The following is a 15,933-nucleotide window of genomic DNA, read 5'->3' as shown; positions in this document are numbered from 1 at the left end:
GTGAATTTGAGTCCATAATAGCTTTTTTAATAAGGGAGTAAATCATTTATGGTCAGGCTATACCTGGTATAGCATCAAGCCATTCTCAATTATCCATACTCCTTAAAAAAGCACATGGTTTATGACTTTAATCCTGTCACCTTACGTAAACAGTGGGTCAAAGACCTCTAAGCCTATACCTAGCTAATAAACTATGAGCAACCTGAATGAAGACTATCCTGCCACAGATGCGACCCTAGCTACTACCGAAACCACCGTTCCAACAGAAGAAAAACTTAAGGCAGAGCCCAGGCCCGCCCTGAGTATGTTCGATGCCATCGCCGTGATCGTGGGTGTGGTAGTAGGTGCCGGTATTTTCAGAACGCCTTCGTTAGTGGCTGCCAACGTCGAAAGTGGCACCATGTTTCTGACCACCTGGGTGCTGGGCGGATTGGTATCGCTGATCGGTGCTCTTTGCTACGCAGAACTTACCACCACCTTTCCGCATGCCGGAGGCGACTATCACTTTCTGACAAGAGCATTCGGCAAAAAGCTGGCTTTCCTGTTTGCCTGGGCTCGCATGAGTGTTATCCAAACAGGCTCGATCGCCTTGCTTTCTTTTATCATCGGTGATTACATGGCCCAGATTTACAGCATCGGCGAACTATCCTCTGTCATCTACGCCGCACTGGTCGTCACATTGCTGACAATGATCAATATTGTGGGTGTCAGTTTCGGGACAGGTGTGCAACGCTTTCTAATCATTCTGGAAGTGCTGGGTATCCTGATCGTGCTGGGAGCCGCCTTCTTGTTCACACCGAATGAGGCAGTAGCAGCAGGCAATGCAGGTACAGGCAACGGTACTTCCATGGGACTGGCCATGGTGTTTGTGCTGCTCACTTTTGGCGGCTGGAACGAAGCTGCCTATATTTCGGCCGAGCTGAAGAGCGGGCGTCGAGGTATGGCCACAGCCCTGATCGCCAGCATAGCCGTCATCACCCTGATCTACCTGCTGATTAATCTGGCATACCTGCGTGTGCTGGGACTTGAGGGTATGGCCGCCTCTGATGCAATAGCCGCCGACCTCGTGCGGGTAACACTCGGGGACACGGGCATGGTGCTGATTGGCATCATCGTGACACTTGCCGCCCTTACTTCTGCCAATGCTACCATCCTTACCGGTGCCCGCACCAATTATGCTCTCGGCCGTGACTTTCCGGTCTTTAGTTTCCTGGGTCAGTGGAATACCAGGTCATCCTCTCCAGTCAACGCCTATGTAGTGCAAGGAGTCATTGCGCTGGCATTGGTCGGATTGGCACTGTTCACCCGAAGTGGTTTTGAGACTATGGTGGAGTATACAGCGCCGGTTTTCTGGTTTTTTCTGTTACTGGTAGGTATAGCCTTGTTCGTTCTCCGCCGCAAAGAGCCGGAGCGCCCAAGACCTTTTAAAGTGCCGCTATACCCTGTTCTACCCCTGATATTCTGTCTAACAAGCGCTTACCTTTTCTACTCCAGTCTGATGTATACCGGCCTGGGAGCCTTGGTAGGTATAGGAGTGCTGGTTATCGGGGTGTTGGTACTGTTAGCATTGCCACGTATTCACAAACCAAAGGAAAGAGCGGCATAATAAACCGCTACACTTAAATGAATCCTACTAAAATATCTATATAATGCCAAAAATAAAAACTACTACTCCTGACTGCACGTAAATACTGCCTGTGCGCGTCTCTCTTTATCCGGGTACGCCATTACATCATTGCTCACCTTATACCTTATATCCTTCTTTAACAGATTACTAACTTAATGAAAACAAGATGAGAGCAATCAGAAATTCGCTTTGTACACTCGTACTGACACTAGTTGCAACAGCAGCATTTGCCCAAACCACTACTGCGCCTAAGCTGGACGTACCTTATGTTCCTACTCCTCAGAAAGTTGTAGATGCCATGCTGAAGCTGGCCAATGTGTCGGATGGAGATGTAGTATATGATCTGGGATGTGGCGATGGTCGCATAGTGATCACAGCGGCGAAAGAACACGGAGCCACTGGTACTGGTTTTGACATCAACCCGGAGCGCATCAAAGAAGCCAATGAAAATGCAAAAGAGGCTGGTGTTACTAATAAGGTGAAGTTTGTTGAGCAGAATCTGTTTAAAGTGGACTACCGACCAGCTTCTGTGGTGACGCTATACCTGCTGCCGAATGTGAACATGAAGCTTCGCCCGGTGCTGCTGGAGCAGTTAAAGCCTGGCACACGCATCGTGTCGCATGCCTTCGATATGGGCGACTGGGAGCCGGAAGAGACACAAGTAATTGATGGTTCTACAATCTATTTGTGGACTGTTCCAGAAAATAAGAAAATAGGAAAAGGCCGCTAATTGCCTCTATACCTGATAAAAAACCCCGTGCACTTCGTGTGTACGGGGTTTTCTTTTGTGGGCTCCCTAAGCACCTAAAATAGGGCTCCAGCATCTGGATTGATAATTAAATCCCTATATTTACAGCTGACACTAACCACAATCTCTGAAATGTATACAGGATTACAACATCTTCATTCATTTATGGCCTACCTGGTAATAATAGGCCTTGTTATCAGTATCGTTTTTGCCTTTATGGGCATGTCTGGCAACAAACCATTTACTGACAAAGACAGAAAGATGGGTCTGCTGGGTCTTATACCTGCCCACTTGCAGTGGGTGATCGGTGTGATACTTTACTTTTTATCACCACTGGGATTAAGTCTGGCCACGGAGGGTTTCATGAAAGATTCGACCTCCAGACTTTATGTGCTGGAGCATCCGCTTACCATGATCATTGCTGTTGTACTGATCACGGTGGGTTATGCCCGTGCCAAGCGTCTGCAGGATAACAAGAAGCGTTTCAGTAGCATTGCTATTTTCTATACCATCGCTTTGATCCTGGTGCTAGCTCGCATTCCGTGGGGTGCATGGCCTGGTAACTAAGTCTACCAAGGTATAGCCCTGCAACGGGCAGCGCCTCCCCTTTCAGGTATAGCCCTGAAGCGGGAGGCACTTTTTTTAGAGAAGTTTTTAAATCAGTATTATGGATACGACATATTCAACCGGCGACACAGCCGCCGCTATGCAGGAACTGGGCCGGCAACTCTATAACAGTCACAACCGGTATAAGGAACCCGCCCTTCAGCACCGGCGTTTCCGTCACCGCGACATTGTGCCGCTTATCGAAAAGCTGCAGGAGCACTCTTCATTTGACGTACAGGTGGCGGGCCATTCTGTGCAGGGCCGTTCCATCTACTTGATAAAAGCAGGTACAGGCAAAACAAAAGTAATGCTCTGGTCACAGATGCACGGCGACGAGCCCACTGCGACCATGGCACTTTTTGACCTGCTGCACTTTCTCAACCAGTCCGACGAGCTGGATGCGATACGGGAGCATATCCTCCAGCACCTGACACTCTACATGGTGCCGATGCTCAACCCGGACGGTGCCGAGATGTATACCCGTCGCAATGCGCTAGGTATAGACATGAACCGCGATGCGCTGCGTCTGCAGAGTCCGGAGTCTGAGTTGCTGAAACAGCTGCGTGACCAGTTGGAGCCTGCCTTTGGCTTCAACCTGCACGACCAGAGTCGTTACTACACGGCGGGCTATACCGCACGGCCAGCCACTATTTCTTTTCTGGCCCCAGCCTATGACTTTGACCGCAACATCAACCCGGTTCGTGAGCGGGCCATGCGCACCATCGCTGGTATGGATCATGTGCTGCAGCAGTTTATACCCGGGCAGGTAGCCAAGTTTAACGACGAACACGAGCCCCGTGCTTTTGGCGACAACATCCAGAAATGGGGCACCAGTGTGATTCTGTTAGAGTCAGGCGGACAGCATGGAGATCCTGAAAAGCAGCACATCCGCCAGCTCAACTTCACCGCGATTCTTTCGGGGCTATACCTGATTGCAGAGGAAGCTTACAAAGCTTTTGAATTGGAAGGCTATAACCGTATACCTGAAAACCAACGTCATCTATTTGATCTGGTGCTGCGCAACGTACGCTATACCGAAAATGGCCGAAACACGATGCTGGATATCGGCATTAACCGACTGGAAGTTGATGCCCCCAATCACCTGGGCTTTTACCACAGCAGTGCGGTAGAGGAAATCGGTGACATGAGTGTGTTCCATGGCTATGAAGAGCTCGACGCTAACGGCCTTACCCTGATGCCGGGCAAGGTATACGAGTCCTCCATCGAAAGTCTGGACGAACTGACTGACCAACTTGGAGCCGACTTGCTGCGCCAGGGCTATACCACCATCCGGGTGCGCCACCTGCCTGGCGTACTGCCAGACCCTACTTCGCTCCCACTCAACGTGACAGGTATAGCCAGCATCGTCAATCACCAGCTACTGCTCGATGAGCCGGCTAACTTCATTTTGAAAGATAAGCAGGGGCAAGCCAGGTATGCTATACTCAATGGTTTCGTATACGACCTTCATGGTGACCGACCGACACTGTTTCATGGGCTGCTGCATTAAGCGGGAGCATAATTTTATTTGTCAAAGTCCTCCCTTTTGGAATCAGTTTGTATCTTACAGACTGATTCCAGACCAACCTTAGCTTCATGGTATTAAATTATCTTTGGGCGGCTTTCTTCCTGATCGCCTTTGCCATTGCCTTGTTCCAACTCATCGTTTTTCGCGATGTCGAGATTTTTCAGAAACTAGTAGCCAGTACCTTCGACAACGCCAAGCTCGGCTTTGAGATATCACTCGGCCTGACCGGTGTGATGACACTCTGGCTGGGTTTGATGAAAGTAGGTGAACGAGGCGGTATCATCGCCATCTTTTCCCGATTAGTGGCTCCTTTCTTTAACCGGCTTTTCCCCGAGATTCCGAAAAACCACCCCGTGTTCGGATCGATTCTGATGAACTTCTCGGCGAACATGCTCGGACTTGACAATGCCGCTACGCCGCTGGGACTGAAAGCCATGAAAGAAATGCAGGAGCTCAACCCGATCAAAGACCGGGCTTCCAATGCACAGATCATGTTCCTGGTTCTCAATACCTCAGGCCTCACCATCATCCCGATCAGCATCATGGTATTCCGGGCGCAACTGGGTGCGGCTGATCCATCTGACATTTTTATACCTATCCTGCTGGCCACATTCTTCTCAACCATGGTCGGTCTGATCGCCGTGGCCCTGTACCAGCGCATCAACCTGTTCAACCCTGTGATCATGGCTTATATAGGCACTTTGCTGTTGCTTATTGGCGGATTGATCTACTACTTCAGCACCATTTCCCAGGAGCAGGTCAGCGTAATCTCACAGGTGGCTAGTAACGTTATGCTTTTCTCGATCATCATTTCGTTTGTTGGTCTGGCGCTCATCCGAAAAGTGAATGTGTACGAGGCTTTTATTGAAGGTGCCAAAGAGGGTTTTACAGTGGCTATTACCATTATACCTTACTTGGTAGCGATACTGGTGGCCATAGGCGTGTTTCGTACTTCGGGTGCTTTGGATATGATCGTAGATAGCATCGGTTACCTGATTGCTCTCACCGGCGTAAATACAGACTTTGTTCCTGCCCTGCCAGTAGCCTTTATGAAACCGCTCAGTGGTAGCGGTGCCCGCGGTCTGATGGTGGAAGCCATGACCACTTATGGTGTAGACTCTTTTGTAGGGCGCATGGCCTCCGCTTTCCAGGGCTCCACTGAAACGACGTTCTACATTCTGGCGGTATACTTTGGTTCTGTCGGCATTAAGCGTTCCCGCTATGCCCTTACCTGCGGCCTGCTCGCTGACTTAGCCGGAGCCATTGCCGCCATCTTTATTGCCTATCTGTTCTTCCATTAGAACTGGCCATACCTATACAAAAAAGCGGCTACCCCTTCCAGAGTAGCCGCTTTTTTCATTTATCTGATTATAGTTTAGTTGCGGGCAACTACTGGATGACCTTCCAGCTGGGCATAACTTAACTTCCAGTTACCATCGCTGTCCTTCTTCCAAAGTAGCATAAAGTTACCTTCGCCAAGCCCACGAGGTTCACCGGGACTAACTGGTAACACATCTACTGAAAACGTACCGGCCTCGTAGGCGATATGGGTGTCAGTACCGATGCTAACAGGGTAAGTTTTCAGGTCGGCGATGGTACCCATGGTTTCGCGTACCCACTTATCCGATACTTCGGACTTGCCTCTGTAAATGACTTCGCCCTGCAGAAACTGCACATCGTCCGCCATCATAGCGATCGCTTTGTCAGAATCCCGCGCGTTCCAGGCACTGATAAACTCCTGGTTTAATTCGCGCACATCCACTGACTCACCTTCCGTCTTCGCACAGGAAGCCAGGAAGAACAGGGCAAACAGGGTATAAAGTATGTTTTTCATGATTTCTAAAATTTAGTGAGTAAATCACGTCGCAATACGTGAAAGTAACACTGCTGGATTTATACGCTTCCCCGGCACCGGGCCAGGAGAGCGTAAAGGGTAAATGTGTTACCAGCTTTTTCTGCGAACCTCAGAAGTATAGTAAGGCTTCGTGCGGTCACCATAATCAAGGTTAGGCAGGAAGTTAGCGTATACCATCTGTGGTGTTGGTCCATCTTCAGCGGCATACATCATTGCCAATGAGTTAGCTGCAGAAGTTTCTGCCGGAGTAGCTGCTACAAGACTTGTCTGTGGAGCAGATGCTCTCTTAGCTGGCGCTGGGGCCGGTGTGTTTTTAGCGACTGTCGCTCTGTTGGCAGCAGACGCACGCTCAGCTGCCGCTGCACGCTGGGCCGCCGCTGCTCTCTCGGCAGCTGCAATACGAGCCGCTTCGGCCTCGCGCTCCTTCTGCTTATTGTCGATGACCTTGCCTACGCCGTAACCTACTGCGCCACCAGCAACACCACCTACTACCCCGCCTACTACGCGGTTACGCTTATGTATAATGGCACCTGCTGCGGCACCTGTACCGGCACCGATTACAGCGCCTTTCGCCTGAGGGCTCCAGCCTGTTCTTTTTTCCTGCGCCTCAGCTGATCCACCGAAAGCAACTGATGCCATCAGTGCCAGGCTCATGATATAGCTTACCTTTTTCATAACTCTTTCAGTTTTGTTAAAAACATTAAACTCTTGACAGGACTATTTACAAGTTGCGTGCCAGTGCAATAAAATTCATTCGTACTGGCTCACATAAAAACTATTAAAACCACTCAAAACTAAAAGTATCACAAAATCCAAAACACTGACATACAATAACATACAATCACAGGATAACTTTCAAAAAAATATTATCGGTGTGTTAAAAAAAAATTAAAATGGTAGGCATTTGGTGAGCAAAAGGTGCAAGTAAAAATACCTTGTATTGCTTTTTAGGGCTAATAAATTATCTTTAAGAATGGAAAAACTGTATCGTCCCGCCGCCCTGCTTGCTAAGTTTGTAGTTGCGTTAATCTTATTCGCCTCTTGCCAACAAGTTGCTACTGATCAGACCCGATACGAACTACTGATCCGCAATGCCATGGTAGTCGATGGTACAGGCGACGCCGCCTACGCAGCACAGGTCCTTATAAACGGCGACTCCATAGCATTGATCGATAGGGATACCACCAAAACATATACAGCAGATCGAACAATAAATGCTTCCAGCTTATACCTGACTCCTGGCTTTATAGACGCCCACGCACACGGTGATCCACTGGAAACGCCTGCTTTTTCCAATTTCCTTTCGATGGGCATCACGACGATCTGCCTGGGCCAGGACGGTTTTAGCCCGCAGCGTGCGGATATGAAACAATGGATGCAGGAAGTGAGCCAGAAAGAGCTTGGTGTCAACGTGGCCATGTTTGCCGGACACAATACGGTCCGCATGCTTTCCGGTATAGAATACGACTCCATCCCATCTGCGCAGGGTATGGCCAACATGGAACAACTCCTTACTGACGCACTCGATGCCGGCTGCTTTGGCATGACTACAGGTCTTGAATACAATCCAGGTTATTATGCCCGCCGCGACGAGCTAAACAGACTAGCTCAGATCGTAGGTAAAAAAGGAGGCATCATCATGAGTCACATGCGCAACGAAGACGATGCCTTTGTAGAAGCCTCTATTAGGGAACTACTGGAGCAGGGCAAATACTGTCCGGTACACGTGTCACACATTAAAGTGGTGTATGGCAAAGGAGAAGAGCGGGCCAATCGTGTACTGCAGCTGCTGGACTCCGCCCGCCAGCAAGGTATACAGGTGACAGCCGACTTTTATCCTTATACTGCCAGCTATACCGGCATCGCCATTCTGTTTCCTGACTGGGCCAAAAAGCCTTATGACTATCAGGAAGTGTTGAAAACCCGACGTCAGGAACTTGCCACTTTCCTGCGCAATAAGATCATTCAGCGCAACGGTCCGGAAGCGACCCTAGTGGGTTCTGGTCCTTACAAAGGCAAAAACCTGAAGCAGATAGCCGAGGAGCTCAATAAGCCTTTTGAACTGGCATTGATGGAGGACATTGGTCCCTACGGAGCAGATGGCGCTTATTTCATTATGGATGAAACCCTGCAAGAGACTTTCCTGAAAGCACCCCATGTTATGGTTTGCACAGACGGTAGTCCCTCCATGCGGCACCCCCGCAGCTATGGTGCTTTTGCCCGCGTACTGGAGACTTATGTAGTACAGAAACAATTATTGCCCTTTGAGCAAGCCGTTCATAAAATGACTGGTCTGACTGCCAAAACTATTGGCCTTCGCGACCGCGGATTTGTACAGCAAGGCTATAAAGCCGACTTACTGCTTTTCAGACCTGAAGAAATCCGTGAAAATGCTACTTATGAAAATCCACACCAAGAGGCAAGCGGGTTTAGGTATATATTGGTGAATGGGAACGTAGTGCGAGAGAATGGAAAAGCAGCAGCATCAGGTATGGGCCGTATGCTTTCTAAATGATCAAACAAAAACCATCGTCAGAACATAGCCTACCTGTATCCAACAGGCAGGCTATTGAATATTCAGCCTTCAGCTAGCTTCTAAACTTCATGCCTCACCCTCACCGGGTCAATTAGCTTTTCTTTGACCACAGCTTGTAGCATACTATGGGTGCTTTAAGCTTCAATCGGTTAACACCAAACCCAATATTAAATTTCGATTAAAAACTTTCACTAAAATCAAGCAAATAAAATAGCTTTTTTCTAATGCTAACCGTAATACATTCTATATACATTATCACTTAAATTATTTTAAGTAATACAAAACTCAATATTATAATTATTTTAATATATAATATAAACCATAATTATTACCATCAAAATATGGCTGTTAACCATTAAAAACATTTTTTTCACCAAATTTCACAAGTTAGCAACTTGGTTTAAATGATTGCGTATTGTAATTGAACACTATTTAATTTAATTATTTCAATCAAAACAAAAGAATAAACATATTTCTGTACATGAAGCTTTAATACCACCCTTTTTCACCATAAACCCTTATGAAGTCTTATAAAGTAAAAGCATTTGTTTTTATCTTGATATGCTGTGTGTTTTTCTCATCCTGCGCCAGAACAAACCATGCTGTGTATTTTGATAATGTTTCCACTTCAGAGATCGTAAGTAAAGCAGAGAATTTGGAGCCCATTCTACAGCCCAATGACCTACTTAACATTTCTGTCAGTAGCCTCAACCCGACCGCTTCTGAAATATTCAATGCTTCTTCTGAAAATAACTTCAGGGCTTCCAGCGCAACAAACACCATTGCTCAGTCACCCGGCTACCTGGTAGATCCAGAGGGTTATATACAATTCCCCTTTCTAGGCAGGGTCAAAGCTGCGGGCTTAACAAAAAAGGAGTTTCAGGAAGGTATAAGAAAAGAGATAGAAGACCGCAAACTGCTGAAGGACCCTATTGTAGATGTGAGGTACCTGAACTACAAGGTATCAGTCCTTGGAGAAGTATCACGTCCTTCGGTGCTTACGGTACCAAACGAGAAATTGACACTATTGGAGGCACTCGGTCTAGCCGGTGACCTAACCATATTCGCGAGCCGTCATAATGTGCTGTTGATCAGAGAAGAAGCGGGTGTAAAAAAACTGGTGAGGCTTGACCTTACATCAGACGAAATCTTCAAGTCCCCCTACTATTACCTCCGGTCAAACGACATTATTTATGTGGAGCCGAACAGAGCAAAAATAGCGAGTGCAAGCGCTACCAGACAGTGGCTTCCGCTTGTACTTAGTTCTCTGACTTTTGTAGTAGTGAGTATCGATCGCTTAACGAGGTAATTTGTAAAACTTGTTTATGGAGAATAAAAAGTCAAATAATGAAGATAACCTGGGGGCGGCCCTAGTATTTAAGTTCTTACCATTCTGGCCATTATTCGTGGTGCTATTTGTGGTATGCTCTCTGGGGGCATGGGCTTACCTGCGCTACTATGCCGTTCCTACTTATGCAATATCTGCGTCTGTTATCGTGAAGGACGAGAAAAAAGGGGTGAATGACTCCAAGATGACAGAATCTATCGATGCCTTTACCACCAACAAAATTGTTGAAAACGAAATAAACGTCCTAAGCTCGCATGCGTTGATGCATGAAGTCGTAAAAGACCTGAACCTCTATGCCTCTATTTATGAGGAGGGAAAATTTAAATCGACTTCCGCTTACACTACTTCCCCTATCACTATCAAGCTTAAGTCACCAAATGATATAGTCGAACAGCCCGCTGTATATTTCACATTTGACTATTCTAAAGCGCTGGTGAACATCGAAAACGTAGACTATCCACTCAATAAGTGGGTGAAAACACCTTATGGCGAGATGCTCTTCACTGAGAATGAGAAAAAGAATGATGTGGCAAGTTCGCCGCTCTATTTCTCCATCACAAGCCCCAAAAAAGAAGTAAGCAAGCTGCTCAGAACCGTAAGCATTGAAACTCCTGGCAAAATGTCCAGTGTGATCACGCTCTACATTGAGGATGAAGTCCCAGAAAGAGGAGAAGACATTCTGAACTCCCTTATCCATGCCTATCAGCAGGCCATTATGACTGATCGTAATAAGCTCGCTTCGCAAACACTTGATTTTGTTGAAAACAGGATCCGTCTGATCGAAAGTGAGTTGGAAGAACTGGAGAACAGCATCGTGAAGTACCGCTCCTCAAAAGGAGCCATTGACCTGACTGAGCAAGGACGACTGTTTCTGCAAAGCGTGGGCGATAATGACAAGAGAATTTCCGAAATCAACATACAATTAGCAGTACTCGATAAGGTTGAGCAATACGTGATTTCCAAGGAAGGTATATCCGGAGTTGTACCATCTACACTTGGTGTGAACGATCCTGTGCTGTCACAATTGCTTCAGAAATTGCAAGTAGCGGAAACTCAATACCAGCAGCTTAGCAGAACAACCGCTGAAAACAACCCTATGCTCATTACTGTAAGGGAAGAAATAGCAAGCCTGAGACCAGGTATACTGGAGAACCTGCGCAACCAGCGCGATAACCTGATCACAAGCCGTGCGAGGCTGGTGGCAACCAATAACAACTACAATTCGGTTTTACAGACGATCCCACACCAGGAAAGGGAGTTGCTTGAGATCAGCAGGCAGCAGTTGATCAAGAATAATGCGTATAGTTTCCTCTTGCAAAAGCGCGAGGAAACAGTGCTCTCCTACGCTCCTACATCAGAAGATATCAGAATAGTTGACTTAGCACAATCCTCCAGAGGCCCTATCAGTCCCAGACCATTATTAGCTTATCTGTCGGCTTTTGTGCTATCATTAATCATTGGAATCGGCATCGTTGCCAGCAGAGAAATACTCAACAGCAAACTATTATTCAGATCTGAGATCGAGGCATATACCAGTGTACCGATCGTGGCTGAGCTGTCAAGTGTGAAGCAGCAGCACAACGGGATGTTCATCGAACCTACCGAAGCAGCCGATGTAGAGCAATTCCGTCAGATGCGGGTTACCATGGGGCTCTACGGCAGAACGTTTACTAAGAAAAAGATCATGGTGACGTCCAGCATTCCGGGCGAAGGCAAAAGCTTTGTGAGTACGAATCTGGCCTCCAGCCTGGCATCATCAGGCAAGAAGGTAGCCCTCCTGGACTTTGACCTAAGAAACCCCACCACTTCAGCGCTATTTGACACTTATAAGCATCCGGGCATCATTGAGTATCTGATCAGTGACTTAAAGCCAGGTGATATTATCAAAAGCACTTCAATCGATAACCTGAGCATCGTGCCAGCAGGTATAGATGTGGGCGATCACACAGAGCACTTGCTGAATGGTAAACTGGAGCTCTTTTTCTCTTATCTGGAAGAAGCATTCGACTATGTGATCATCGACACGCCGCCTGTTGACCTGGTTTCAGATGCCTATCTGCTGTCTCAGTATTGTGATATCACACTGCTGGTAATGCGGCATGCCTATACGCCTAAGAGCCTGGTGCAGCGTATGGCCCAGAACAACAAACTAAGCACACTGCACAATGTCGCCATCGTGTTCAATGGAGTGAAAGCCAGAGGATTCGTGAAAGGCCAGTACGGCTACGGCTACGGTTATGGCTACGAAAACAGGTACGGCGACAAGGTATACAGAACAAGATCTATCGGCACTAAAGCCTAAAACGATAAAGGTTGTCAGGAAACTGATAATCTAAAGCACAACAATCTTATAAAGGAGAGCATCTCCTGGATATAAGAGTATGGCTTAATATTTTTCCCGGTCACTCGAATGGGACTGAGGTAGGCGAAGCCGTATCCAAATCGAAAATTTCAAAAGAAGAAGCTGCGATGGAAGAAAGATGGTATGCTGTTTACACCAAGCCTCGTTGGGAGAAAAAAGTAGCTGAATTGCTTACGCTTCGCGAAATACAGAGCTACTGCCCTTTGAATAAAGTGATACGTCAGTGGAGCGACAGAAAAAAAGTGCTGCACGAACCACTATTCACCTCCTATGTTTTTGTACATATTACCGACAAGCAGATTCGGGAAGTGAAGAAACTGGACGGGGTGATCAACCTGGTCCACTGGTTGGGGAAGCCTGCTATCATCAAGGATGCGGAAATAGAAGCCATCAGAGACTTCCTAAACGCCCATAGCAACGTCCAGCTTGAGAAAGTATCGCTATCTATTAATGATGCTGTAAAAGTTTCCAAAGGTTTTCTGCAGGACAAAGAGGGCACAGTAGTCGCTATCAAGAACAACACAGTGCGTGTGGCACTCCCCTCTTTGGGTTATGTCATGTATGCAGACCTTGAAAAATCGAGCGTCACAAAAGTACTTGTCTGACATCAATCGATTTTAATTATTCAAAACACTTCTTATCCCATGAACTCAAGTTTACAGACTTTATTCCGTACGCTGCACGAAGATGGCATCAGCTATTTTCTGCTTACAGATTTTGAGTCTGACTTTGAATCAGGTGATATCGATCTGTTTGTAGCGCCTGATAGCAAAAGTGATTTTGAGAGTAGATTGCGCACACTGGGCTGGTTCAAAAGAAAGGAGCCGAGCTATCACACAAATCACCATTTTTACTTCTCCCCACAATCTGATTTATACCTGGATGTAAAGTATGCCTTAACCTTTGCCGATGGTCACGACCAGTGCTATACCTATTCTGATTCCAGCCAGGCGCAGGCAAAGGCTGTCTTAAATGCAAAGGGAGTTAATCGACCAGCTGGTATTAACGCGATTGTCCTCTATGCGGCTCATCTTGCTTTTAAAGAAAGAGGCAAGCTGGAACCAAAGCATAAGGTATACCTGAGCCGGTACATAAGCTTATACAAAGTTGAGCTCCAGGAGCAGCAGAGAGACACAATAGCAGCTCTGCAGGAATGGCTAAATCAGAGATTCCCCGATGCCATGGATCAACTCCAAGCGCTGATAAAGCCTTTTTTCACACCTCAGCGTTACAAAATGGTGCGGGATGTGAAATTCAGACGCTACGGATATGGCATGAAGGTACTTTTTCTGGGAACAGATGGGGCAGGTAAATCAACTTTGATCGAAGCGGTGGAGCAGAAACTTACCCTTAAAACAAACAAGCTATACCTGGGGATGGGTGAAAACGGCTGGAGTTCACCCTGGGTTAAGACCATCTTCCAGCAGCGGCTACGCCCCAAGGTGCTTGATAAAGCTTTCAGCTTTCTGAAGTCCTATGTTGTGATGCCTACCGAACTAATACTGCGCCAGGTACCGGTAAAACTGAGATCCAGGTATAGCATTGTGCTGATAGACCGAATGCCGGGGGCTTTTCTGATGGACAAAAAATTCGGAAAAAACCTGCTCTACCGGTCCATCCTACCCACACCAGACCTTGTGTTTTTTCTATATGCCTCACCAGAGGTACTGGTACAGCGCAAACCAACTGAAAACACACTGGAAAGAAGTCGGATTGATATAGAAAAATTCAGAAAAGTGGCTGACCTCGTTTCAGCAGGGCAGTATATCGGCATCGACACCTCTACGCTCTCTATCAGTGAGGCGACAGATAAGATCGTTGCTGAAATTTATAAAAGTCGCAAGGTATACGACAATCTGTTAACAGCGCAATTCAACTAGACTATGGCATTTGCTGGCATGAGGGGGAAAGTACTATCCGGATTGAAGTGGAACACGATTAGCGTGATTGCAACCAAGAGCACTGACTTTCTGGTGATGCTGATCCTGGCCAGGCTCCTGGTTCCCGAGGCGTATGGCATTGTAGGGATGGCTATGTTAGTGGTTGGTATTTTGGAGGTGGTATCGGATATGGGCCTCTATAATGCCCTTATCCAGAAAAAGGAAGACGAACTGACAGATGTTCGGTATTCAAGCGCACTGTGGTTCCTCTTTATTGTTTCGCTATTACTTGTATTCTGTTTTTTTCAATTCATTGCACCGGCAGGAGCAGCTTTTTACAAAGAACCCCGACTGGTACCCATACTGAATGCACTTAGCATCTACCTGTTCTTTAGTATTTCATCGATCATACCACGGGTCATTCTGACAAGGAAACTGAATTTCAAGTCCCTGGTTACAATTACCTTTCTGGGTACGGCCCTCAGTTCAGTGGCTGCAGCCATCATGGCTTTACTGGGTTTCGGAGTGTGGAGCCTGGTTACGAAATACATTGCCGGTTCCGGCGTAATTCTGGTTTCCTATTGGGTGAAAGTGGGTTGGGTACCTAAATTGGTTTTTCGCAAAGATGTGCTGATGGAACTTGCTGGCTACAGCATCTACACACAGTTAAACAACATCCTTCATTTTTTGAGAAAAAACCTGGATTACCTGATCATTGGTAAACTGGTAAGCCCCCATTTGCTTGGTATCTATACCTTGGCTTTTATGCTGAGCCTGACGCTAAAGTCGCAGCTTTACTCGATCTTCAACAAGGTATTTTTTCCGGTGTACAGCAAGCTCCAGGATGATCCAGAGAAGATAAAAATGTATTACCTGCAAACCATGCGTATGACAGCGATCATCACATTCCCAATTTCTGTCCTTTTTATTGGGCTTGCTGAAGAAATCATTTTGTTCTTTTTCGGTGCCAAATGGCTGGAGGCGGCAGCTCCTCTGCGTATTTTATCGGTAGCTGCTATGATCTTTGCCATCTCCGGTACACCTGCTGAAGTACTCAAAGGGATCGGGAAACCTTCAGTGAGTTTTTACCTCAACACCATCAATACTTTCGTGATAGCCTTACCGCTCATTTACATAGGCCAAAGGTACTTTGGTATAGAAGGCGTAGCATACGCAGTGTGTATACATTACACTACCTCCCGCATTGCCTTCCATCACTTCATGAAAAAATATATTCATATAACTGACCGGGAAGTGCTCTATGCGCTCAAAGATCCGACCTTGGCAGCGCTCGTCATGCTGGCTATCATTTACCTGATCACACTGGCAGGTATGGCCGTGCTGGTGGAGCTGCTTGTGGCAGGTATAATCGGTGGGCTGGTTTATTTACTTTTCTTTTTAAATGATTTAAAGCAAGGCATAAAACTGATCAAAAAGTACTGA

General features: G+C 46.9%; 13 protein-coding genes. 11 read left to right on the top strand and 2 right to left on the bottom strand.

Annotated elements, in window-relative coordinates:
• Positions 1-193 precede the first annotated feature (193 nt).
• From AC5FX6_RS01015 to AC5FX6_RS00995, 5 genes are all read left to right on the top strand, one after another.
• Positions 194-1,606, top strand: a complete 1,413-nt coding sequence (locus AC5FX6_RS01015) for an APC family permease (RefSeq protein ID WP_493595168.1) — start codon at positions 194-196, stop codon at positions 1,604-1,606.
• A gap of 187 nt (positions 1,607-1,793) precedes the next feature.
• Positions 1,794-2,357 (top strand): SAM-dependent methyltransferase, encoded by a 564-nt coding sequence (locus tag AC5FX6_RS01010; RefSeq protein WP_493595167.1) that lies wholly within the window; start codon positions 1,794-1,796, stop codon positions 2,355-2,357.
• Positions 2,358-2,507: 150 nt separating this feature from the next.
• Positions 2,508-2,942, top strand: a complete 435-nt coding sequence (locus AC5FX6_RS01005) for a hypothetical protein (protein ID WP_493595166.1) — start codon at positions 2,508-2,510, stop codon at positions 2,940-2,942.
• Positions 2,943-3,042: 100 nt separating this feature from the next.
• A complete protein-coding gene (locus tag AC5FX6_RS01000) occupies positions 3,043-4,491 on the top strand; it encodes a M14 family metallopeptidase (protein ID WP_493595165.1) in 1,449 nt (482 codons plus the stop codon).
• Between the two features lie 86 nt (positions 4,492-4,577).
• Positions 4,578-5,810, top strand: coding sequence for a nucleoside recognition domain-containing protein (locus AC5FX6_RS00995; protein ID WP_493595164.1), 1,233 nt, complete (start codon positions 4,578-4,580; stop codon positions 5,808-5,810).
• Positions 5,811-5,884: 74 nt separating this feature from the next.
• Here the strand turns inward: AC5FX6_RS00995 and AC5FX6_RS00990 are convergent, their stop codons facing one another.
• Positions 5,885-6,343: a YybH family protein gene (locus AC5FX6_RS00990; RefSeq protein ID WP_493595163.1), complete on the bottom strand. Its 459-nt coding sequence runs from the start codon at positions 6,341-6,343 to the stop codon at positions 5,885-5,887.
• A 108-nt stretch (positions 6,344-6,451) separates the two neighbouring features.
• The gene (locus tag AC5FX6_RS00985) at positions 6,452-7,039 is read right to left on the bottom strand and encodes a YMGG-like glycine zipper-containing protein (RefSeq protein ID WP_493595162.1); all 588 of its coding nucleotides are present in this window, start codon (positions 7,037-7,039) and stop codon (positions 6,452-6,454) included.
• Positions 7,040-7,337: 298 nt separating this feature from the next.
• On the opposite strand from AC5FX6_RS00985, the gene AC5FX6_RS00980 reads away from it, so the two are divergent.
• The 6 genes from AC5FX6_RS00980 (at position 7,338) to AC5FX6_RS00955 (ending at position 15,933) form a co-directional block, all read left to right on the top strand.
• Positions 7,338-8,879: an N-acyl-D-amino-acid deacylase family protein gene (locus tag AC5FX6_RS00980; protein ID WP_493595161.1), complete on the top strand. Its 1,542-nt coding sequence runs from the start codon at positions 7,338-7,340 to the stop codon at positions 8,877-8,879.
• Positions 8,880-9,555: 676 nt separating this feature from the next.
• Positions 9,556-10,209, top strand: a complete 654-nt coding sequence (locus tag AC5FX6_RS00975; RefSeq protein ID WP_493595160.1) for a polysaccharide biosynthesis/export family protein — start codon at positions 9,556-9,558, stop codon at positions 10,207-10,209.
• 16 nt (positions 10,210-10,225) lie between these two features.
• On the top strand, positions 10,226-12,550 hold the full coding sequence (locus AC5FX6_RS00970; protein ID WP_493595159.1) for a GumC family protein: 2,325 nt from the start codon (positions 10,226-10,228) through the stop codon (positions 12,548-12,550).
• Between the two features lie 167 nt (positions 12,551-12,717).
• Positions 12,718-13,215 (top strand): UpxY family transcription antiterminator, encoded by a 498-nt coding sequence (locus AC5FX6_RS00965; RefSeq protein ID WP_493595158.1) that lies wholly within the window; start codon positions 12,718-12,720, stop codon positions 13,213-13,215.
• A 39-nt stretch (positions 13,216-13,254) separates the two neighbouring features.
• Complete coding sequence (locus AC5FX6_RS00960; RefSeq protein ID WP_493595157.1) at positions 13,255-14,490, top strand: nucleoside/nucleotide kinase family protein; 1,236 nt, start codon at positions 13,255-13,257, stop codon at positions 14,488-14,490.
• A 3-nt stretch (positions 14,491-14,493) separates the two neighbouring features.
• Positions 14,494-15,933 (top strand): lipopolysaccharide biosynthesis protein, encoded by a 1,440-nt coding sequence (locus tag AC5FX6_RS00955; protein WP_493595156.1) that lies wholly within the window; start codon positions 14,494-14,496, stop codon positions 15,931-15,933.

This window comes from Pontibacter sp. LHS2, from assembly GCF_058932845.1.
Note: the sequence above shows the minus strand (reverse complement) of the source record. Positions and strands in the feature narration are given on the sequence as shown.

Bases quoted from the DNA above. Each gene is read 5' to 3' on its own strand.
- AC5FX6_RS01015 (WP_493595168.1), top strand. From the start codon at position 194: ATGAGCAACCTGAATGAAGACTATCCTGCCACAGATGCGACCCTAGCT.
- AC5FX6_RS01010 (WP_493595167.1), top strand. From the start codon at position 1,794: ATGAGAGCAATCAGAAATTCGCTTTGTACACTCGTACTGACACTAGTT.
- AC5FX6_RS01005 (WP_493595166.1), top strand. From the start codon at position 2,508: ATGTATACAGGATTACAACATCTTCATTCATTTATGGCCTACCTGGTA.
- AC5FX6_RS01000 (WP_493595165.1), top strand. From the start codon at position 3,043: ATGGATACGACATATTCAACCGGCGACACAGCCGCCGCTATGCAGGAA.
- AC5FX6_RS00995 (WP_493595164.1), top strand. From the start codon at position 4,578: ATGGTATTAAATTATCTTTGGGCGGCTTTCTTCCTGATCGCCTTTGCC.
- AC5FX6_RS00990 (WP_493595163.1), bottom strand. From the start codon at position 6,343: ATGAAAAACATACTTTATACCCTGTTTGCCCTGTTCTTCCTGGCTTCC.
- AC5FX6_RS00985 (WP_493595162.1), bottom strand. From the start codon at position 7,039: ATGAAAAAGGTAAGCTATATCATGAGCCTGGCACTGATGGCATCAGTT.
- AC5FX6_RS00980 (WP_493595161.1), top strand. From the start codon at position 7,338: ATGGAAAAACTGTATCGTCCCGCCGCCCTGCTTGCTAAGTTTGTAGTT.
- AC5FX6_RS00970 (WP_493595159.1), top strand. From the start codon at position 10,226: ATGGAGAATAAAAAGTCAAATAATGAAGATAACCTGGGGGCGGCCCTA.
- AC5FX6_RS00965 (WP_493595158.1), top strand. From the start codon at position 12,718: ATGGAAGAAAGATGGTATGCTGTTTACACCAAGCCTCGTTGGGAGAAA.
- AC5FX6_RS00960 (WP_493595157.1), top strand. From the start codon at position 13,255: ATGAACTCAAGTTTACAGACTTTATTCCGTACGCTGCACGAAGATGGC.
- AC5FX6_RS00955 (WP_493595156.1), top strand. From the start codon at position 14,494: ATGGCATTTGCTGGCATGAGGGGGAAAGTACTATCCGGATTGAAGTGG.